15 protein-coding genes are annotated in these 19,815 nt (G+C 71.4%); 6 read left to right on the top strand and 9 right to left on the bottom strand.

Features of this window, described 5'->3' with window-relative positions; genetic code table 11:
• Position 1 precedes the first annotated feature (1 nt).
• On the bottom strand, positions 2-1,414 hold the full coding sequence (locus ACZ6BB_RS01755) for an RICIN domain-containing protein (protein ID WP_471613346.1): 1,413 nt from the start codon (positions 1,412-1,414) through the stop codon (positions 2-4).
• Positions 1,415-1,425: 11 nt separating this feature from the next.
• On the bottom strand, positions 1,426-2,499 hold the full coding sequence (locus ACZ6BB_RS01750) for a glycoside hydrolase family 43 protein (RefSeq protein ID WP_471613345.1): 1,074 nt from the start codon (positions 2,497-2,499) through the stop codon (positions 1,426-1,428).
• Positions 2,500-2,735: 236 nt separating this feature from the next.
• Between ACZ6BB_RS01750 and ACZ6BB_RS01745 the strand changes: the two genes are divergently transcribed.
• Positions 2,736-4,847 (top strand): autotransporter, encoded by a 2,112-nt coding sequence (locus ACZ6BB_RS01745; RefSeq protein ID WP_471613344.1) that lies wholly within the window; start codon positions 2,736-2,738, stop codon positions 4,845-4,847.
• A gap of 60 nt (positions 4,848-4,907) precedes the next feature.
• Here the strand turns inward: ACZ6BB_RS01745 and ACZ6BB_RS01740 are convergent, their stop codons facing one another.
• The gene (locus ACZ6BB_RS01740) at positions 4,908-6,377 is read right to left on the bottom strand and encodes an amino acid permease (protein WP_471613343.1); all 1,470 of its coding nucleotides are present in this window, start codon (positions 6,375-6,377) and stop codon (positions 4,908-4,910) included.
• 134 nt (positions 6,378-6,511) lie between these two features.
• Between ACZ6BB_RS01740 and mmuM the strand changes: the two genes are divergently transcribed.
• The gene (gene mmuM / locus ACZ6BB_RS01735; RefSeq protein WP_471613342.1) at positions 6,512-7,465 is read left to right on the top strand and encodes a homocysteine S-methyltransferase; all 954 of its coding nucleotides are present in this window, start codon (positions 6,512-6,514) and stop codon (positions 7,463-7,465) included.
• A 166-nt stretch (positions 7,466-7,631) separates the two neighbouring features.
• Here the strand turns inward: mmuM and ACZ6BB_RS01730 are convergent, their stop codons facing one another.
• Genes ACZ6BB_RS01730 through ACZ6BB_RS01720 form a run of 3 tightly spaced genes read right to left on the bottom strand, consistent with a single transcriptional unit; the run spans position 7,632 to position 10,094 of the window.
• Entirely contained in the window at positions 7,632-8,417 is a 786-nt protein-coding gene (locus ACZ6BB_RS01730; protein WP_471613341.1) for an ABC transporter permease, read from the bottom strand.
• Complete coding sequence (locus tag ACZ6BB_RS01725; protein WP_471613340.1) at positions 8,414-9,379, bottom strand: ATP-binding cassette domain-containing protein; 966 nt, start codon at positions 9,377-9,379, stop codon at positions 8,414-8,416. The genes ACZ6BB_RS01730 and ACZ6BB_RS01725 overlap by 4 nt, the downstream gene beginning before the upstream one ends.
• A gap of 43 nt (positions 9,380-9,422) precedes the next feature.
• On the bottom strand, positions 9,423-10,094 hold the full coding sequence (locus ACZ6BB_RS01720) for a DUF4097 family beta strand repeat-containing protein (RefSeq protein ID WP_471613339.1): 672 nt from the start codon (positions 10,092-10,094) through the stop codon (positions 9,423-9,425).
• A 231-nt stretch (positions 10,095-10,325) separates the two neighbouring features.
• On the opposite strand from ACZ6BB_RS01720, the gene ACZ6BB_RS01715 reads away from it, so the two are divergent.
• Positions 10,326-11,084: a GbsR/MarR family transcriptional regulator gene (locus ACZ6BB_RS01715; protein WP_471613338.1), complete on the top strand. Its 759-nt coding sequence runs from the start codon at positions 10,326-10,328 to the stop codon at positions 11,082-11,084.
• A gap of 272 nt (positions 11,085-11,356) precedes the next feature.
• Here the strand turns inward: ACZ6BB_RS01715 and ACZ6BB_RS01710 are convergent, their stop codons facing one another.
• The gene (locus ACZ6BB_RS01710; protein ID WP_471613337.1) at positions 11,357-13,045 is read right to left on the bottom strand and encodes a carboxylesterase/lipase family protein; all 1,689 of its coding nucleotides are present in this window, start codon (positions 13,043-13,045) and stop codon (positions 11,357-11,359) included.
• Positions 13,046-13,439: 394 nt separating this feature from the next.
• On the opposite strand from ACZ6BB_RS01710, the gene ACZ6BB_RS01705 reads away from it, so the two are divergent.
• The 3 genes from ACZ6BB_RS01705 (at position 13,440) to ACZ6BB_RS01695 (ending at position 17,368) form a co-directional block, all read left to right on the top strand.
• Positions 13,440-14,549: a LacI family DNA-binding transcriptional regulator gene (locus ACZ6BB_RS01705; RefSeq protein ID WP_471613336.1), complete on the top strand. Its 1,110-nt coding sequence runs from the start codon at positions 13,440-13,442 to the stop codon at positions 14,547-14,549.
• 202 nt (positions 14,550-14,751) lie between these two features.
• Positions 14,752-16,854, top strand: a complete 2,103-nt coding sequence (locus tag ACZ6BB_RS01700) for a sulfatase (RefSeq protein WP_471613335.1) — start codon at positions 14,752-14,754, stop codon at positions 16,852-16,854.
• A gap of 109 nt (positions 16,855-16,963) precedes the next feature.
• Positions 16,964-17,368: a VOC family protein gene (locus ACZ6BB_RS01695; RefSeq protein WP_471613334.1), complete on the top strand. Its 405-nt coding sequence runs from the start codon at positions 16,964-16,966 to the stop codon at positions 17,366-17,368.
• Between the two features lie 22 nt (positions 17,369-17,390).
• Here the strand turns inward: ACZ6BB_RS01695 and ACZ6BB_RS01690 are convergent, their stop codons facing one another.
• Together ACZ6BB_RS01690 and ACZ6BB_RS01685 are read right to left on the bottom strand one after the other, a co-directional pair.
• Complete coding sequence (locus ACZ6BB_RS01690) at positions 17,391-18,077, bottom strand: helix-turn-helix domain-containing protein (RefSeq protein WP_471613333.1); 687 nt, start codon at positions 18,075-18,077, stop codon at positions 17,391-17,393.
• A gap of 64 nt (positions 18,078-18,141) precedes the next feature.
• Positions 18,142-19,266, bottom strand: a complete 1,125-nt coding sequence (locus ACZ6BB_RS01685; RefSeq protein ID WP_471613332.1) for a YihY/virulence factor BrkB family protein — start codon at positions 19,264-19,266, stop codon at positions 18,142-18,144.
• Between the last annotated feature and the right edge of the window lie 549 nt (positions 19,267-19,815).

The following is a 19,815-nucleotide window of genomic DNA, read 5'->3' as shown; positions in this document are numbered from 1 at the left end:
GTCATGTCCCGCGGGTCCATTGCTGGTTGGTACCGCTGCCGCACGCGTACGTGATGACGGCGGCACCGTCGGCGGTGGACGCGCCGCTGACGTCCAGGCACTTGCCGGTCGCGCGGGACTTGATGTTCACATAGGAGCCGGTGGTGGTGAGCGACCACTGCTGGGCGGTGGACGAGGAGTTGCAGTTCTCCTGGGTGACCGTGCCGGTGTTCTCCTGCACGCACAGGGAGCTGTGCCGGGCCGTCAGCTGGTAGTAGCCGCTGCCGACGGACTTGAACCAGTACTTCTGGTTGTTGCCGCCGTTGCAGGTGTACTGCTTGATCTGGGCTCCCGCCCACTGTGACTGGCTGGTGACGTCGGCGCACCTGGACGAGTGGCGGGCGATCAGCGTGTTGTACGTGGCGCCGGTGCCGCTGACCGTGCCGGTGGCCGTGTCGACCGTGACCTCGGGGGTCCACGACATGGACATCGTGGTGGAGGTCGGGAAGGTCAGCGGCAGCCAGACGTAGCGGGAGTCGTTGACCGTGCCGCCGAAGGAGTTGCCCCAGCGGTCGCCCAGATAGAGGTACGAGGTGGTCGAGGTGCCCTGCACGGGCAGGACGTACGCGGTCTGCGAGCCGAAGGCCGTGGCGTCGCCGACGTTGGACATGGCCGTCCAGGGGCCCGCGATGCTGGTGGCGGTGGCGTACTGCTGCTGGTTGGGGTTCCAGCCGGTGGCGCCCGAAGTGAGCATGAAGTAGACGCCGTTGCGCTTGAACAGGGCAGGAGCCTCGCGGTGGCCTCCGTGCCAGGGGTCGGCGACGAGGGCGGCGACACCGGTGTAGTCGGCGGTGAGCCGGTAGATCTGCAGGTCGTAGTTCTCGCGGGCCGCCGAGATCATGTAGCCGGTGCCGTCGCTGTCCACGAACGTGGTGATGTCACGGGACATGTGCTGCCCCAGCGGGCGGAAGCTGCCCCGCCAGGTGTAGTTCCCGTCGACGGTGTCGGAGACGGCGACGGCCGCGCGGGCCTCGCTGTAGTCGACGCCGTTCTCCTTGTGCATCCACATCACGAACTTGCCGGTGGCCGCGTTGTACATGACCTTGGGCCGCTCGATGTTGGCGGTCGCCAGTTCCGGGTCGGTGGCCTCGGTCAGGACGTGGTTGCGGAACTCCCAGTTCTTCAGGTCCGTGGAGCGGTACGCCGACACGTACTTGAAGGTGTTGTCGGCATTGCGGTTCTCGCCGAACCAGTAGTAGTAGGCGCCGACCTTGATGACACCGCCGCCGTGGGCGTGCAGGGCGTTGCCCGACGTGTCCTTGAACTGGGTGCCGTTGGGGACGGTCTGCGGCGCCGCCTGGGCGGGGCCGGCGGTCACGAGGGCGCCGGCCAGCGCCAGACAGAGCGCGAGGAGCGTCGCGTACACACGTCTCATGTCAGCTCTCCTTACCTGGTGTTCGGGGTGGTCGTGTCGGCTACGGGGACTCCGAAGTCAGGGGTGCCGTCGGGCTTCCAGCCCAGGCGTTGGACACGGGTGTGCCGGTTGGGGTCGTTGAGCGGGTCACCGACGATGTCCTTGTACTGGCGGGCGTGGTAGACGAGGACGTCGGTGCGGCCGTCCTCGGCGACGGTGAAGCTGTTGTGGCCCGGCCCGTACTGCTTGGTGGTGTCGTTGCTGGTGAAGACGGGGGTCGGGGACTTGGACCAGTTGGCCGGGTCCATGAGGTCGGCGTCCGCGTCGACGGTCAGCAGGCCCATGCAGTAGTTGAAGTCGGTCGCGCTGGCCGAGTACGTCATGAAGAGACGGCCGTTGCGCCTGATGACCGAAGGGCCCTCGTTGACCTTGAAGCCGATGACCTCCCAGTCCAGCTCCGGTGTCGTCAGCCGCACCTGAGGACCCGTCAGGGTCAGCGGGTCGGCCATCTTCGAGAGCCAGACGGCGGTGTTGTTGTTCATCCCGGGCTCGTGCTGTGCCCACGCGAGGTAGCGGGAGCCCCGGTGGGTGAAGGTGGTGGCGTCCAGGGAGAAGGTCTCCCAGGCGGTCTTCAGCTGACCGCGCTCGACCCACGTCCCCTTGAAGGGGTTGGGGTGGGAGTTCTCAAGCACCCAGATACGGATGGCCCAGATGTCCTCGGCGGGCGCGGAGGCGAAGTAGATGTACCACTTGCCGTCGATGCGGTGGATCTCCGGCGCCCAGATGTGCGCGCCCATCACGCCCGTGGCGTGCTTGCGCCAGATCACGGACTCGGTGGCCGTCGACAGCCCGCGCAGGGTGCGGGAGCGGCGCAGGATGATCCGGTCGTACTCGGGCGCGGTCGCCGTGAAGTAGTAGAAACCGTCGGTGTGCCGGTTGATGTGCGGGTCGGCGCGGTTGCGGACCAGCGGATTGACGTACGCGGGCCGGCCGGGGGACGCGTGGGCGGCGGCGGGGGGCAGCGCGGCGAAGGCGCCGGCGGCCAGGGCTCCCTTCAGGAGCAGCCTTCGGTCGGGGGGCTGGGGGACTTCGTGCTCGCGGCTCACGCGGTCTGCCTCTCTGCAGAGTGCTGCACGGTGGGGGGAGACAAAAGAAAACAGAATCGTTCGACATTTCGCACAAGATCGGTCATGGCGAACGGCGAAAAGGTAAGGGCGTGTTACGTCCAGGTCAACGGGTCGGGCGAGACGAACACAAGCTCACAGGAACGAACCGATGGGGAGAAGCCGGACCCCCGCGAAGTTTCTGTTATCGGCGTGAGCCCCGGACCGTCTCCGATGCCGTGCACAGCCAAACCCACAAGACAGCGGCCGCCGCCGGAGCCCTGGCGGTCACCGCCCTGCTGCTCGGCGCCCCCACCGCCACCGCCGCCGGACCCCGCGACGCGACCCCCGACGTGCTGGCCGGGCGGAACGTCACGCTCACCGGGGACACGGTGGTGACCGTGCCGCCGGGGACGACCACGTACGACGGTGTGTTCAGCGGCACCGGCACCCTCACCGTGCGCGGCACCGGCACGCTGGTCCTCACCAGAGACAGCGACTTCACCCTGCCGAAGTCCCGGCAGCGGCAGCGCGTGCGGATCCTCGGCGGCAACCACCCGTACGTCACCGTCACTCGCCCGGACCCGCCGGCCGTGACCGTCGAGCGGGGCGCGACCCTCCAGTACGGGAACAGCGGCGCGACCGGGGTGATCGGCCACTACCCGTACGGCACCCCCGCGTTCCGGCTGAACCAGAACAACATCCGCGTCGACGGCACCCTGCGGCTCGCCCTGAAGGACGTCCCGTACAACCTGGGGACCATCAGCGGCTCCGGCCTGGTCAGCCAGCCGAGGTTCCTGTGGGCCACCTGGGACCTGTCGGGCACCCACCCCTTCACCGGCGTCATCGACAACGGCACGCAGGTGAACGCCGGGCGCCCGGAGTTCGCGACCGCGCTACCGCACGCGCGCAAGGTCCTCAACCAGGGCACCTGGACCGTGGACACCCCGCTGGGCCAGACCGTCACCCAGGGCATGGACTTCTACCAGCGCGAGTACGGCAGCGACATCAACGTCCAGTCCCGGCCGGGCGGCAAGGTGATCCTCACCGGCCAGTACAGCTGGTCGGACCGGGGCGGCGACACGGACCCCTCGCTCAGCGACCCCGCCCTGAACTGGACGCCGGCGCGCAAGAACGTGAACAAGCGCGGCACCAACATCAAGGGCGCGAACGTCCAGTGGGGCGACGGGACGACGAACAAGATCTTCATGCCGGGCACCGCCGAGACGGTCTACATCAACCTCCTCGCCGCGCGCTCCCGTTCACGGCTCACCTTCGACTACGACGGGCCCGTCACCCTGGGCGCCCCCATCGGCGGCGGCCGCTTCCACGACACGCTCTCCGCGCCGGGCGCCGGGGACGTCGTCATCGCGGGGACCCGGGGCAACGACGTCACCTTCGCCGCCGTCCAGTACTACGACGGGTCGACGACGGTCGAGAAGGGCGCGGTGCTGCGGCTGGGCAGCGGCAGGCCGGGCGGGGACGGTGGTCTCCACACCGCGGGCGGCCTCTGCCGGGTGATCGACGACGGCTCGCTGATCGTCCGGAACGTCGAGAAGCCGGTGACCCTGTCGCGGGTCGGCGGCAGCGGCTCGCTCACCCAGGCGGGCACGGCCACCACGACCCTGACCGGTGGCGAGGTGACCTACACCGGAGCGACGACCGTCACGAAGGGCACGCTGGCGCTCCGGGACGGAGCGACTCTCGGCCGGAGCAGGACCATTCGGCTCACCACCGTGGGGGCGAGGCTCGACGTGGGCACGGCCGGACTGAGAGTGACCAGGTCGCTGTCCGGCAGGGGCACGGTGAAAGGGGCGGTGACCAACGCGGGCGTGGTCGTGGCCGGGCTCACGGTGACCGGCGGCTACACCCAGACCGCGAAGGGCGAACTGGTGCTGCGCGACCGGCCGTTGAGGGTGAACGGGTCGGCCCGGCTCGCCGGCGGACTGGATCTCGCGGCGCTGACGTCCGACGACCGTCCCGGCGCGCGGGTCACCGTGATCGACCACCGGGGGAAGGGCCGGACCACCGGTACGTTCACCGGGCTCCCCGAGGGCGCCGAGGTGAGGCCGGCCGAGCACACGTACCGGATCTCCTACCGGGGCGGTGACGGCAACGACGTCGTTCTGACCAGGGTGAAGGCGCACCGGGCGCCGTCGGCCGAGAGCACCGCCGGTGCCGGTGCCATCGAGACCCGTACGCGCACGCTGAGCGCCTCCGCCGACTCCGGACTCGGCTGGTGGCCGTACGCGCTCGCCCTCGGCGGGCTCTGCGCGCTGCTGGTTCCGGTGGCCCGCCGCCGTGGGAAGGACCGGCGCAGGGGCGGCGGCCGGCACGCGGCCGCGGGCTGAGCCGCGTACCGCGCCCGGCCGTGCCGGGCGCGGTACGGAGGTGTGCTCCTGCGCTGCGGCTCAGGCCCGGAACTCGGCGACCGCCTCCGCCCCGCCCTCGGGCGCACTCTCGGCTCCCGTCTCCTCGGTGCCCTCCTGCCGGCCCCGCAGCCACACGTAGACCGGGATGCCCGCGAACAGGAACAGGGCGCCCTGGTAGACGGCCGCGTAGCCGGCGCCGGCGATCAGCCAGAAGGAGAAGGCGAAGGACAGGGCGGCGACGATCAGGTCGCGGACCAGTCCGGCCGGGCGGACCCGCTCGCGGGTGCCCCTGGCCAGCCAGTACAGCTGGGCTGCGGCGGACAGCAGATACGGGACGCAGCCGGTGAACGTGGTGATGAGGACCAGGACGCGGAAGGCGGTGTCCGGGTCGTCCGCGTAGTTGATCACGATCAGCAGCGTGCCGAGGACGGCGGTGGCGAGGACGCCGAAGCCGGGCACGCCCCCCTTGCCGACCCGGGCGAAGCGCTCGGGGAAGAGGCCGTCGCGGGCGGCGGCGTACGGCATCTGGGCGCTGAGCAGGACCCAGCCGTTGAGGCAGCCGACGATCGAGGCGACGGCGACCGACGCGATCACCGTGCCGCCCCAGCTGCCGCCGGCCATCGCGTTCACGGCGTCGGCGAAGGGCGCCCCGGACTCCACCAGCTCCTTGTGCGGGACCAGGCCGAACACCGCGACCGTGCCGAGGATGTAGACCAGCGCGGAGGCGAGCGTGCCGAGGACGCTGGCGCGGCCCACGGTGCGCTCGGGGTCCTTGACCTCGCCCGCGCTGACGGCGGCCGACTCGACACCCAGGAAGCTGTAGAGCAGGAGCGCGGCGGCGGCGGCGAGCGCACCGGGCGCGCTCTCGCCGGAGGCGTTGAACGGGCCGTAGTTGTCGGCGTCGACGAAGAACAGGCCGATGGTGGCCACCAGCAACAGCGGTACGAACTTCAGCACGGTGGAGACGATCTGCACGGCGCCCACATAGCGGGTGCCCGCGAAGTTCGCGGCGGCCGGCAGCCACAGGGCGGCCAGGGCCACCAGCGCCAGGACGACCTTGCTGTCGCCCAGAGGTATCAGCACGTCCACGTAGCCGACCACACCGACGGCGAGCGCGGCGATGCTGACCCAGCACATCGTCCAGTACGACCAGGCCGACAGGAAGCCCGCGAAGGGGCCGAAGGCGTCGCGCGGGTAGACGTAGAGGCCACCGGTGACCGGGCTGCGCCTGGCCAGCTTCCCGAAGAGCAGCGCCAGCAGGACGGCGGCCACGGAGAGCACACCGAAGGCGAGCAGGCTGACCGTTCCGTACGGGGCGACGGCGGCGGGGAGCGTGAAGATGCCGCCGCCGATGATGTTGCCCATGACGAGGGCGGTGGCCGCCACGACGCCGAACTTCCGGCCCGGGGCGGCCTCTCCCGCGCCCGGCCCGGAGGCCGGGGTCGCCTCGGCGTCGGCGGCCGGGGCCGGTTCGGGCTCGGTGGCCTCGGGGGTACTGGTGGTGGTCATGGCGGTTCCCGGGGGATGAGCGGGGAAGGGGAGGGCGCGATCGTATCGCCGCATTCCACATGGTGGGCGATCTGTTCATGGAATGGACACATGGGGGGTGGGTCCGCCCCCGCGGCTCGGTTACCGTCGTCGGCATGACCAGCTACGCACCCGGCAGCCCCTCTCCTGTCCCCGGCCCTCCGCCCGGCCGCTTCGCCGCGGCCCTGGCGGCCGACGTCCTCGTTCTCGACGGCGGCATGTCCAACCAGCTGGAGTCGGCCGGGCACGACCTGAGTGACGAGCTCTGGTCGGCGCGGCTGCTCGCGGAGAGCCCGGAGGCGATCACCGAGGCCCATCTCGCCTACTTCGAGGCGGGTGCGAACGTGGCGATCACCGCCAGCTACCAGGCCACCTTCGCGGGCTTCGCCAAGCGCGGGATCGACGCCGGCCGGGCGGCCGAACTCATGGCCCTGAGCATCGGGCTGGCCGCGGACGCGGCGGCGGAGGCCGGGGCCCGCGGCGGCACGCGCCCGCTGCTGGTGGCCGGCTCGGTCGGCCCGTACGGGGCCATGCTCGCGGACGGCTCCGAGTACCGGGGCCGGTACGGGCTGAGCGTGGCCGAGCTGGAACGGTTCCACCGGCCCCGGCTGGAGGTGCTGGCCGCCGCCCGCCCCGACGTGCTGGCCCTGGAGACGATCCCGGACATGGACGAGGCCGAGGCCCTGCTGCGGGCGGTGCGCGGTCTGGACGTGCCCGCCTGGCTGTCGTACACCGTCGCCGGTGACCGCACCCGCGCCGGGCAGCCGCTGGAGGAGGCCTTCGCGCTCGCCGCCGACGCCGAGGAGGTCGTGGCCGTCGGGGTGAACTGCTGCGCGTCCGAGGACGTGGACGGCGCGATCGAGACGGCCGTCCGGGTCACCGGAAAACCGGTCGTCGTGTATCCGAACAGCGGCGAGACCTGGGACGCGTCGGCCCGGTCCTGGACCGGGCGGTCCACGTTCACCACGGAACAGGTGCTGGGGTGGCGGGCGGCCGGGGCCCGGCTCATCGGCGGATGCTGCCGGGTGGGACCCGAGGCCATCTCGGCGATCGCGCGGACACTGGTCTGAGAGGCCCGGCCCACCCGTCACACCTCCGCCACTTCGAGACGGTCCGTGGCCGGTCGCACCGCTCCCCGCACCCTTTGCGGGGAGCGGGGAGCGGGGAGCGGAGACAGGTGGCCGGTCGCTGGTGGCCGGTGGTTGGTGGCCGGTGGTGTACGTGCCGGGCATCGCGCTACTTCGGGTCGCTGTCGAACCGGGCGGCCGACCAGAAATAGCCGAGTACGGCGAGGCCCAGGCACCAGGCGAGGGCGAGCCAGCCGTTGTGGCCGATCTCGGTGCCGAGGAGCAGCCCGCGCAGGGTCTCGATGGCCGGCGTGAACGGCTGGTACTCGGCGATCGGCTGGAACCAGCCGGGCATGGTGTCGGCCGGGATGAAGGCGCTGGAGATCAGGGGCAGGAGGATCAGCGGCTGTGCGCTGTTGGCGGCGGCCTCGGCATTGGGGCTGACCAGGCCCATGCCGACCGCGATCCAGGTGAGGGCCAGGGAGAACAGCGCGAGCAGTCCGAACGCCGCCAGCCACTCCAGGGGCGTCGCGTCCGTGGACCGGAAGCCGATGGCCACGGCGACCACACCCACGAGGGCCACGCTGGCGAGGGACTGCAGCACGCTGCCGACGACGTGTCCGACGAGGACGGAGCCGCGGTGGATCGCCATGGTGCGGAAGCGGGCGATGATGCCCTCGTTCATGTCGGTCGCCACGGACACCGCGGTCCCGACGACGGTGCCGCCGATGGTCATCATCAGGATGCCCGGGACGAGGTAGGCGATGTAGTCGGAGCGGTCGCTGCCGCCGATGCCGGCGCTCATCACGTCTCCGAAGATGTAGACGAAGAGCAGGAGCAGCATGATCGGGGTGAGCAGCAGGTTCAGGGTGAGGGAGGGGTAGCGGCGTACGTGCAGGAGGTTGCGGCGCAGCATGGTGGTGGAGTCGCGCACGGCCAGGGACAGGGCACTCATCGGACGGTCTCCTTGGACGGGTTGGGCTGGGTGGGGAGGGTGGTGGTGTTGGTGAGGGCGAAGAAGACGTCGTCGAGGTCGGGGGTGTGGACGGTGAGTTCGTCGGCCTCGATGTCTGTTGCGTGCAGTTGGTCGAGCAGGGCGCGTAGTTCGCGCTGGGTGCCGTCGCTGGGGTGTTGGAGGGCGAGAGCGTCGTCGTCGCGGGTGGCGTCGGGCAGTGCGGTTGCGGCGCGGCGGTAGGCGGTGGGGTCGGTGAAGCGGAGGCGGACGTGTCCGCCGGGGACGAGGCGTTTGAGTTCTTCGGGGGTGCCTTCGGCGGCGATCTTTCCGTCGTGCAGGACGGCGATGCGGTCGGCGAGCTGGTCGGCTTCTTCGAGGTACTGGGTGGTGAGCAGGACGGTGACGCCGGTGGTGACGAGTTCGCGGATGATCTGCCACATGGTGTGGCGGGAGCGGGGGTCGAGGCCGGTGGTGGGTTCGTCGAGGAAGATGATGCGGGGGTCGCCGACGAGGGTCATGGCGATGTCGAGGCGGCGTTTCATGCCGCCGGAGTAGGTGGAGGCGGGCTTCTTGGCGGCTTCGGTGAGGTCGAAGCGTTCCAGGAGTTCGGCGGTGACGTGGCGCCCTCGGCTTCTGGGCAGGTGGTGCAGGTCGGCCATGAGGAGCATGTTCTCCTCGCCGGTGATCAGGCCGTCGACGGCGGAGAACTGGCCGGTGACGCCGATCGCGGCGCGGGCCGCCTGCGGGTCCACCGCGAGGTCGTGTCCGCCGACCTGGGCCTGGCCGGCGTCGGCGCCGATGAGGGTGGAGAGGATCTTCACGACGGTGGTCTTGCCGGCACCGTTCGGCCCGAGCAGGGAGAAGATCGTCCCTTCGGGGACGGCCAGGTCGACGCCGTCGAGGACGGTCCTGTCGCCGTAGGACTTGCGCAGCCCGTACGCCGCGATGGCCGGGTCGGTCACGATGGTTCGCTCCTTCGAAAGCTGGGGCCCGGGGGCCTGCGGGTCAGAGGCTGCGGGCGGTGATGTCGCCGTAGCCGGTGGTCGCGTGGATGTCGAGCCGCGCGGCGGCTCCCTCACCGTTCCTGAGCGAGTTGCGGATGCGGCCGTGCGAGGTGGAGGCGTCCAGGGAGGCCGAGATCCCGGCGGCGGCGCCGATGGAGATCTCGCCGTGCCCGGTGCGCAGGGTGACGGTGCCGCCGGCGGCCTCGGTGACGCGCAGGTCGCCCTTGCCGCTGGTGATGTCGGCGGGGCCGTCCAGGCGGCCGACCAGGGCGTCGCCGGCCAGCAGGACCAGACGGGCACTCGCGGCCTCGTCGAGTTTGACCGAGCCGTGCGCGCCGTCGATGGAGACGTCGCCCAGTCGTCCGACGCCGCGGAACTCGGCGGCGGCCGCCGTGGCCTCGACGCGGGAGCCTGCGGGCAGCCGGACCGTGACCTCCAGGGTTCCGGAGGGGCCGAAAAGCTCGTTCTTGGCCTTCGGGGCCTCGATCCGCAGCTCCCCGTCGCGGAAGTCGACCGTCGTCCGCTCGGCGGCCTCGACGTCACGCCCCTTGGCGGCGTCGGCGGGCCGGACCTCGACGATGGTGTCGGCCCGGTCGGCGGCGATGAACCGTACGCGTCCGGCCGAGATGTTCAGGACCGCGGAGATCGGGGCGGGGGTGTCGAAGGTGTGCATCGTTCTCTCCTTCACGTCTTCGTTTCTGACGATGGAAAAGCTACGTTGCATTCACGGATCGAGCAACATACTTGTTGCATAGATTGAAAGAATGAGCAGGTAGAGGCACCTAAATCGTTGCAATGTTTCTGAATCTAACGCAACGCGCCACACGCTTTCGTTGCAATGAAATGAGAGTGAACGCTAGGCTGGACACCACGGGGCACGAGACGGAGCACGAAGGAGACAGCGATGCCGGGAGGCAGGCTCACTCAGCAGGAACGTCGGCAGATCGCCCAGGGGCTGGCCGACGGACTCGCCTACGCGGAGATCGCCAGACGGCTCGACCGTCCGACCTCGACGGTCACCCGCGAGGTGACGCGCAACGGCGGCCCCACCGGCTACCGCGCCGAGCTGGCCCATCGCGCGACCGAGCGCCGCGCCCACCGCCGTCGCCGGACCACACCGCTCACGGCACAGGCGCCCGAGCAGGCCCATGGGCGCGATGCCGAGGCCGTACGCGAGTACGAGGAGACGTTCACGACCGTCATGATGGCCTCCGGCATGCCCACGATGATGGCCCGGGTGATGGCCTGCCTCACCCTCACCGACAGCGGCAGCCTCACCGCGTCCGAGCTGGCCCAGCGCCTCCAGGTCAGCCCCGCGTCCATCTCCAAGGCGATCACGTTCCTCGACGGCCAGGGGATGGTCCGCCGGGAGCAGGGCGAGCGCCGCCGCGAACGCTACGTCGTCGACGACGACGTCTGGTACCAGTCGATGATCGCCAGCGCCCGCGCCATCGCCCGGCTCGTCGAGACCGCCCGTGAGGGCGTCGGGGTCCTCGGCAGCGGCACACCCGCCGCGGCCCGTCTGGAGAACGTCGCCCGCTTCCTCGACTTCGTCAGCGAGAGCACCGTCCGCGCCGCGGAACAGGCCCGCGAGGTCCTCCACACCCAACCCCGCACGCCCACGGACGACGGCCCCGCCGAGCCCGGCGCACGGCACGGCTAGGAGGGTGACTCAGCGACGGCCGAGCGGCCCGCCGGCCGTGATCGACGGGATCGGCCGCGGCCGTCGTGTCGGCAGGGGAGGCCGTACGGGTCGGCACGCCTCGCTGTCCTGTTCGCCGCTCTCCCGGGCCGCCGTCAGGACGGTCCTCAGGTGGTGCGCCGCCTGCGCGGGATCCCCGAGGAGGTACCGGGTGCGTCCCAGGTGGGCGTGGGTCTGGATCCGGCTGTGCCGGGAGTCGAGGGCCTGCGGAGCGCGCGCCGGCCGGGCCGCCCTCACGGACTGCGGCGGAAGCGGCGCAGGGCCGGGCGCGGGCCCCCGCCGGAGGTGACGAAGGTTCCCCCTCCCTGCACCCGCCGGGGGCGCCGGGTGTCCGCGACCCAGAGCGCGAGTTCGGGGTCGTAGGGGCCGAAGACCATCCGGGGGCCCTCCGGAGCGTCCGGAGTGGCCGGGGTGTCCGGGGTGTCGAAGACGCGGACCGGGTGGGTGGGGTCCCAGGCGGGCCAGCCGGGGGTGCCCTCCGTCGCGAAGCGGACCCAGGCGGTGTGCATGGCGGCGGCCAGGTCGCGCGGGGGATTCTCGCCGGCGAGCTTGGCGGAGGCCGAGGTGTCGCCCGTGTCGAAGACGAAGCCGAGTTCGAGGGCGTGGCAGGAGCCGAGGGCGGGGACGCCGGAGGGCCAGGCGAACTCGTAGAGGTAGGACCGGGCCTGGCCGAGGCGGGCGTCCGCCACGCGGTGCAGGGGGACGCGCAGGAGGTGGTCGGTGACGAGCTGGCCGACCAGGTCGGCGGTTCCCTTGTCGGGGTGGAGGTCGCGGTAGCCGCGGGGCAGCTCGGGCCCGCAGCGGCAGCGGGCGCGCGCGCCGGCCAGGGCGACCGCGCCGAGACGGTCGACGCGTTCCTGAAGGCCGCCGGGGACGAGCCAGAGGCGGTGTTCGTCACGGGTCCAGCCCATGAGGAGGTCGGTCCCCGGGGCCGCGCCGTGCTCGGTCAGGGCCTCCAGCGGATCCGTGGGCAGCAGCTCGCCGTCGACGACGATGCCGAAGGCGGGGCCGCCCAGCACCGGACTGCTGAGGCGGCCGACCTCCGCCTGTGCCTCGACGAGAGCGGACCGGTCCACGACGGCGAAGGCCTCGGCGGTCGCCGGGATCTTCAGCCGGGTCGCCATCCGGCGGACCATGCGGCGCACCTTGTCCCGGTCCAGGGCCTCGGGCGGCCCGCTCTGCAGGACGGCCCGCCGGAACAGGCCCCGCGCACGGGGGACGGCCAGCAGCGCGCCGACACTGATGGCTCCCGCCGACTGACCGGCCAGGGTCACCCGGTCCGGGTCGCCGCCGAACCCGGCGATCGACTCCCGCACCCACTCCAGCGCGGCCAGCTGGTCACGCAGCCCGAGATTGGGCGGGGCGTCCGGGAAGAGGCCGTAACCCTCCACTCCCAGGCGGTAGTTGAGGGACACCAGCACCACACCGTCACGGGCGAAGGCGGCGCCGTCGTAGACCGGCACCGCCGACGAACCCCGGGTGAGGGCCCCGCCGTGGATCCAGACCATGACCGGCAGCCGGGCCCCTGGGCGCGGGTCCGGCGTCCACACGTTCAGGTTGAGGCAGTCGTCGCCCGGGACGACGGGGTCCGACAGATAGCGGGCGAACGCCTCCGAGTACGGCGGCTTCGCAGGAGTCGGCCCGAAGGCGACGGCCTCCCGCACCTCCGTCCAGGGCTCGGGCGGGACCGGCGGACGGAACCGGCGGGGGCCGAAGGGCGGGGCCGCGTAGGGGATGCCCCGGAACACCGCGATCCGGTTGCCGCTGCCGTCCCCGTCCCCGTTCCCGCCCTCGTCCCCGTTCCGGCTCTCGCCCCCGCTCCCGCCCTCGCCCCCGCTCCGGCTCTCGCCCCCGTACTCGTACGCGCCGCGTACGAGGCCGTACGGCGTCCTGACCACGGGGCCCTGCCGGTCTGCCGTCATCGCACCAGCTCCTCACGCCCGCCCGCTCGTGGAACGTCGTCGTCCACCTCAGAGCACCACATCCCTTCGCGGTATTCCGGTCGTGCCGGGCCTTTGACGGCCGTTCGGGGGACGGGGGCCCGTCCGGCGTACGTCGGGGTGCGCAAGCCCAGCCGGTCGTGTCCGCCGCCGTCGGGGCCGTGGCCGCGCAGCCCGGCACTCCCCGGACCCCACTTGTTCGAAGTTTCGAAAGTTTTGACCTGGGCGGTCCTGTGAATCCCTGCTTCTTCCCGCCGTGTTGAGTTGGGCTTACCGTAGGAAGCGCTTGCTACGCGATGGACGCCTCCGTCGTGCGAGCGACGCTGTTCGAAAATTTCACCGGCCCTCGGGACGGGGCCTGAGAGGTGGAGTCGCGATGGTGCGTGGCGGGAGCGCGACGGCCGGGCCGACGCTGGCGGTGGTGGCACGCGAGGCCGGGGTGTCCGTGCCGACGGCCTCGAAGGTGGTCAACGGCCGGGAGGACGTGGCCCCGGAGACCAGGCGCCGGGTCACCGAGGCGCTGGACCGGCTCGGTTACGTCCGCAGGCCCCGGTTCGAGGCGTCGAAGCCGCCGCGCATGGTCGACCTGGTGGTCCACTCCCTGGAGAGTTCCTGGTCGGGCGCGGTCCTGCACGGTGTCGAGCAGGCCGCCCACGACGCCGGCCTGGAGGTCGTGGTCTCGGCCGGCCAGACCCGCACCCGGGGCGTCCGTCCCGAACGCGGCTGGTTCGACAAGCTCACCGCCCGGGGCTCCGCGGGCGTGCTGTTCAACCTGGCCGAGCTGTCCCCCGCCCAGCACTCCTGGCTCACCCAGCACCGCATCCCGTTCGTGCTCATCGACCCGGTCCTGGAACCGCCGCCCGGCGTCGTGTCGGTCGGCGCGGCCAACTGGCAGGGCGGGATGACCGCCACCGACCATCTGCTGTCCCTGGGGCACGAGCGGATCGCGGTGATCGCCGGGTACCGGCGCAAGATGTGCAGCAGCGCCCGGGTGGCGGGCTACCGCTCGGCGCTGGCGGCCGCGAAGATCCCGTACCGACCGGAGTACGTCCGCTACGGCAACTTCATGGAGACCACCGCCCATCACCGCATGCTCCAGCTGCTCGACCTCCCCGAGCCACCGACCGCCGTGTTCGTCTGCTCGGACAAGATGGCCCTCGGGGCGTACGCGGCCCTGGCCGAGCGGGGGCTGCGGGTGCCGGACGACATCAGTGTGGTCGGATTCGACGACCTCCCCGAGGCCCAGTGGGCGACTCCCGGCCTCACCACGGTCCGTCAGCCGCTGTCGGAGATGGCGCAGACGGCGCTCCGGCTGCTGGTGCGGATGATGGAGGGCGACCAACCGGAGGGCACACGCACCGAGTTGTCGACGCGACTGGTGGAGCGGTCCAGTACGGGGGCGCCGCGCCAAGGCCTGTCGTCGCCTTCCCGTCGTCGCCCGGAGTCGTCAGGCAGCCGGGAGTGTGACGACGGGCACCAGATCTGAGCAGGTGGGCGGGTTGGCGAAGGGCGCGTTTTGGTTCGGTCAAGTGGTTGCGAAGACCCTGAGTGCGGGTGAACGGTTGGCGTCGTGGGACCGTACGGCATAGCAATCGGCCCATCGGGTGGTCCGGCGGTTCAAGCGGCCCCGGCCCACTCCGCTCCACCAGCACTGAGCTCCACATGCTCCACAGGGAAGGACCTTCGGGTTGTCGCACATACGCTCGCCGCAGCTTCCGGGATCGACACCGGCACCGGACGACGACAGGACCCCGGACGAAGCCACCCCTGCGGAGCCGACGTCCGTAGAGGCTTCGCCGGACACGGCGGCGACGGCGAGCAAGCAGGCGGAAGCGGAGGCTCGTACCGGGGCAGAGGCCGACACCGGGGCAGAGCCGGCAACCAGTAGCGAGGCCGAGCCTGATGCCAGGTCCGAGCCCGATCCCGAGCCGGCAACCTCGCCCGAACCGAAACCGGAACCGGAGGCGGAGGCGGAACCGAAGGCGGAGTCGGAGTCCGGGCCGGAGTCGAAGCCAGCGCCGAAGCCGAAAGCGGAACCGGAGCGGGAGCCGGAGCCGGAGCCGTCATCGGGCCCGGCCCGGTCGTCGGACCCGTCACCCGCACCCGCACCCGCACCCACCCCCGCGCCCCCCTCCGGCCGGCGGGCCGCGCACCCCCGGGCCGCGCGGTACGTCACCTGGGCCGTGACCGGGCTGGCCGTCGCGCTCGTCATGTTCGCGTTGCTCGTGCCGAACGACATCACCGACATCGAGTTCGGACGTTTCCTGCGGATCCCGGCCGAGGGCATCCTCGTGGCGGGGCTGCTGCTGGTGCTGCCGGCGAAGGCGCGGCGCGTGGCGGTGGTGGTGGTCGGCGTGCTGCTCGGGCTGCTGACGATCGTCAAGGTGCTGGACATGGGGTCGTACTGGACCCTGGACCGCCCGTTCGACCTGGTGCTCGACTGGATCCTCCTGGACGACGCGCAGTCGTTCATGAAGGACTCGCTGGGCGGCGCGGCGGCGCAGGCCGCGACGGTCGGGGTGATCCTCCTCGCGCTGGCGTTGCCGGTGCTGATGACGCTGGCGGTCGTGCGGATCAGCCGGCTGATGGTGCGCCACCGGCACACGGCGAGCCGTACGCTGCTCGTCCTGGGCACCGCATGGATCACCTGTTCGACGCTGACGCTGGAGGTGTCCGACGTCCCGGTCGCCTCGCACAGCGCGGCGACGCTCGTGGAGAACCGGATCGAGTCGGTGAGCGACGGCCTGAAGGACGGCGAGGCGTTCCGCAAGCAGTCCGCGGTGGACGCCTTCGCGGACGTGCCGCCCGAGCAGCTGCTGACGGGACTGCGCGGCAAGGACGTACTGATCACGTTCATCGAGAGCTACGGCCGCTCCGCGATCGACGACCCGCGGATGGGCGAGCCGCTCAGCCAGACGCTCGCGCAGAAGACGCAGGAGCTGAAGGACGCCGGGTACGCGTCGCAGAGCGGCTGGCTGCGCTCCCCCATCACCGGCGCCGGCAGCTGGCTGGGGCACTCCACGTTCCTGTCCGGCCTGTGGATCAAGAACCAGTCCCGTTACGCCAACCTCGTCGCCAGTGACCGGCTCACCCTCACCGAGGCGTTCCGCCGCACCGGCGCCTGGCGCACGGTCGGTGTCGTGCCGGGCACCCAGAAGGCGTGGCCGGAGGGCAAGTACTTCGGCCTGGACCACATCTACGACTCGGACCAGCTCGGCTACAAGGGACCGAAGTTCAGCTGGTCGACCATGCCCGACCAGTACACACTGAAGGCGTTCGAGGAGCTGGAGCACGGCAAGAAGGACCGTGAGCCGATGATGGCGGAGATCATCCTGACCTCCAGCCACAACCCCTGGGCGCCCATCCCGAGCACGATTCCCGACGACCGGGTCGGCGACGGGTCGGTCTACCACGCGCTGCAGAAGGCCGAGGGCAAGAACCCCACGGAGGTCTGGAAGGATCCGCTGGCCGTACGGGACGAGTACCGCAAGTCGATCCAGTACTCGGTGAGCAGTCTCGTCGACTTCGTCGCGAAGCACGGCTCCCGGGACACCGTGCTGGTCTTCCTCGGTGACCATCAGCCCAACAAGACGGTCACCGGCGACAACCCCAGCCACGACGTGCCGGTCTCGATCGTCGCCAAGGACCCCGAGGTACTGAAGAAGGTCGCCGACTGGGGCTGGACCGACGGCCTCCAGCCCGCCGACAACACTCCGGTGTGGCGGATGGACAAGTTCCGCGACCGTTTCATGACGGCGTTCGGCCCGCAGCAGCCCGGGGGTACGTCCTGACGGACGCGGCACGCGGACTGCGCTGCCCCGGGCGGGCCCCGCGACGGGTGCGGGGTCCGTGTCCGATTCCTTCAAGACCGGTCCGCGGCGGTCCGCCTACGGTGGCCGCATGACTCCACGACTCGACGCGATCGGCGTGGTGGCCTCGGACATGGCCGCCTCCGTCGCCTTCTACCGCCGCCTCGGCTTCGCCTTCCCGGAGGGTGCCGAGCACCTGCCGCACGCCGAGGCCCGCCTGCCCGGCGGGCTGCGGCTGCTGCTCGACACCGTGGAGACCGTCCGGTCCTTCCGTCCGGGGTTCCGCCCGGGGGCGGGCGGCGGCGTCGGGCCGGCCCTGCTGTGCGACGGTCCGGCCGAGGTCGACGCGGTGTACGCGGAGCTGGTGGACGCCGGGTACCGCGGCGAGACCGCGCCGTGGGACGCGGTGTGGGGCCAGCGGTACGCGGTCGTCCTCGATCCCGACGGCAACGGCGTCGACCTCTTCGCACCGCTGCCGGCCCCTGCCCCCGAGTAACCCGACACCCGGGCGGGGGCCGCTACCGCCCGCCGAGCAGTTCGCCGAGCGGCAGGCCCGCCAACTCCCGTACGTCACGGGCGAGATGCGCCTGGTCGGCGTACCCGCTGCGGGCCGCCGTCTCGGCGAAGGGCATGCCGTCCCGGGCGAGCGCGAGTGCCCGGCGCAGCCGGAGCACACGGGCCAGGGTCTTGGGGCCGTACCCGAACGCGGCGAGCGACCTGCGGTGCAACTGCCGGGCGCCGAGGCCGAGTTCGTCGGCGGTCGCCGCGACCGGCCGACCCGCGTCGAGGGCGGCGACGACCCGCCGCAGCACCGGGTCGGGCCGCCCCACCTCGGCCGCCCTTTCCAGGACGACCTCTTCGAGTCCGCTCGCGGGATCCGGAGCAGCGTTCACCCGCGCGGTGAGCCGCCGTACGTCCGCCGGCGACCACAGGTCGGCCAGCGCCACCCGCCGGTCGCGCAGTTCGTGCGCGGGCACCCCCAGGAAGACGGGCGCCTGACCGGGGAAGAACCGGAGCCCCGCCCAGCCGCCGGGCGACCCGCCGGTGACGTAGGCCCGGGTGTCGGGGCCGGCGACCAGCAGCCGCCCGTCGTGCCAGAGCAGGTCCATGCACCCGTCGGGCAGGACCCGTCCCGCGCCCGGCCCGCTCGGGCCGTCGGTCCACACCACGGCCCCGTCCAGCCGGGAAGCCCTTTCCGCGTACACGGGAACGAGGCTACGCCTCGGGGAGCCGGCCCGCGCCCGCCCGCCCTTCGGGGCGAGGCGTCCGTCAGTCCTCCCCCTTCTTCACGGGTGGCCGCAGTCTCGACGTCACATCCTCCGGGGGGAGGAAGCGGGACCAGCGTTCCGGGAACTCGGAGGGCATGTCGGGGTCCTCGGGGTCGTAGGTGCGAGCGGCGGCGGCACGGGCGACGTACTCGGCGGCCTGTTCCTCGCGGAGGCGTTCGTTGGCGGCGCGGGCGGCGGCCGTGGCGGCGGCCGGCCAGACGCGGTCGATCGCGGCGTTGACGGCGGCGCCGACGAGGACGGCGAAGGCGCCCACACCGATCCAGAGCAGGACGGCGACGGCGGCGGCCAGGGAGCCGTAGATCGTCGCCCCCTCGACCGTGCTGGTGAGGTAGATGCGCAGCAGGAAGCTGCCCAGCACCCACATGCCGAGGGCGACGAGGGCGCCGGGGACGTCCTCGACCCAGGGAGAACGGACCGGCACCGACACGTGGTACAGCGTCGTCAGGAAGACGATGGACAGGACGATCACGACGGGCCAGTAGAGGACCTGGACGACGGTCGCGGACCACGGGACGATCCGGACGACGGCGTCGGGGCCGGCCACCATCAGCGGCAGGGCGATCGAGCCGATCAGCAGGCCCACGAGGAAGAGCAGGAACGCCATGAGGCGGGTCTTGACGATGCCGCGGACGCCGTCGAGGCCGTACATGACGGTGATGGTGTCGATGAAGACGTTCACCGCGCGGGAGCCGGACCACAGGGCGAAGAGGAACCCTATGGAGATGACGTCGGGGCGTCCGCCCTTCATCACGTCGTCCAGGATCGGCTGCGCGATCTGCGCGACGCCCTTCTCGGACAGGACGGTCCGCGAGGCCTCCAGCAGGTTCAGCTCCAGGCTGGCGATGGTGTCGGCGCCGGTCCAGTCGTCGACGTAGCCGAGCAGGCCGATCATGCTGAGCAGCAGCGGCGGCACGGAGAGCAGCGTGAAGAACGCAGCCTCGGCCGCCAGGCCCAGGATGCGGTACTCGATGCAGGAGTTGACGGTGTCCTTCAGGAGCAGCCAGGCGGTCCTGCGCTTGGACACGTCCCGGTAGAGGGCACGCGCGCGGTGGAGACGCCCATGGGGGCTCGTCGACGGTGGGGGTGACTGACTTGCTGACTGCACGCCCTAAAGGTATCCGCCTGCGCGTGTCACCCTCACCTCCCGGTGCCGTGGGCCGCGACAGGGTCCGCGGGCGCCGCACGGTCCCCTCCGGTCGCGTGACGAGACAGCAAACCATGGGAAACCCAGAAGAAATCAAAGGTGATTTCGGATCGCTTTTTCTGTCATGCACGTGCTGGCCGAATCATGACGAGAACGAAAGATGAACGATCAGGCACATTCGTTTCCTTTCGCGGAAAGTTGCCCGCTGAAGCACGGGGTGAGTTCGGGTCCGACATCTCCGAAGAGATCGGGGAAAGGGCGGGAAAGCGTCAATCACCCGGCCACGCTTGACCCGTTCCCGAATGTACCGAAAGAATCCGGATTGCATTCCGCAGCGCCTGTTCGGAGCAGGCGCCGGCACAGCCCATACCGGGCCGTCCATCCAGGGCACGAGCAGCCCAGATCGATTCCGTCACACACGTCACCGCTTTCCTTTTCCGCAACTCCCCCCTCCTTCTGTCATTCCGCGCGCCGTCCCGTTCACCCCCGGGCGCCTTCCATCGCAATACC

Source organism: Streptomyces sp. NPDC041108, from assembly GCF_055592645.1.
Note: the sequence above shows the minus strand (reverse complement) of the source record. Positions and strands in the feature narration are given on the sequence as shown.

What these genes read in the sequence shown, in the direction of transcription:
- ACZ6BB_RS01730 (WP_471613341.1), bottom strand. Translation starts at nt 8,417, where the DNA reads ATGAGTGCCCTGTCCCTGGCCGTGCGCGACTCCACCACCATGCTGCGC.
- ACZ6BB_RS01695 (WP_471613334.1), top strand. Translation starts at nt 16,964, where the DNA reads ATGACTCCACGACTCGACGCGATCGGCGTGGTGGCCTCGGACATGGCC.
- ACZ6BB_RS01705 (WP_471613336.1), top strand. Translation starts at nt 13,440, where the DNA reads ATGGTGCGTGGCGGGAGCGCGACGGCCGGGCCGACGCTGGCGGTGGTG.
- ACZ6BB_RS01720 (WP_471613339.1), bottom strand. Translation starts at nt 10,094, where the DNA reads ATGCACACCTTCGACACCCCCGCCCCGATCTCCGCGGTCCTGAACATC.
- ACZ6BB_RS01740 (WP_471613343.1), bottom strand. Translation starts at nt 6,377, where the DNA reads ATGACCACCACCAGTACCCCCGAGGCCACCGAGCCCGAACCGGCCCCG.
- ACZ6BB_RS01715 (WP_471613338.1), top strand. Translation starts at nt 10,326, where the DNA reads ATGCCGGGAGGCAGGCTCACTCAGCAGGAACGTCGGCAGATCGCCCAG.
- ACZ6BB_RS01755 (WP_471613346.1), bottom strand. Translation starts at nt 1,414, where the DNA reads ATGAGACGTGTGTACGCGACGCTCCTCGCGCTCTGTCTGGCGCTGGCC.
- ACZ6BB_RS01710 (WP_471613337.1), bottom strand. Translation starts at nt 13,045, where the DNA reads ATGACGGCAGACCGGCAGGGCCCCGTGGTCAGGACGCCGTACGGCCTC.
- mmuM (WP_471613342.1), top strand. Translation starts at nt 6,512, where the DNA reads ATGACCAGCTACGCACCCGGCAGCCCCTCTCCTGTCCCCGGCCCTCCG.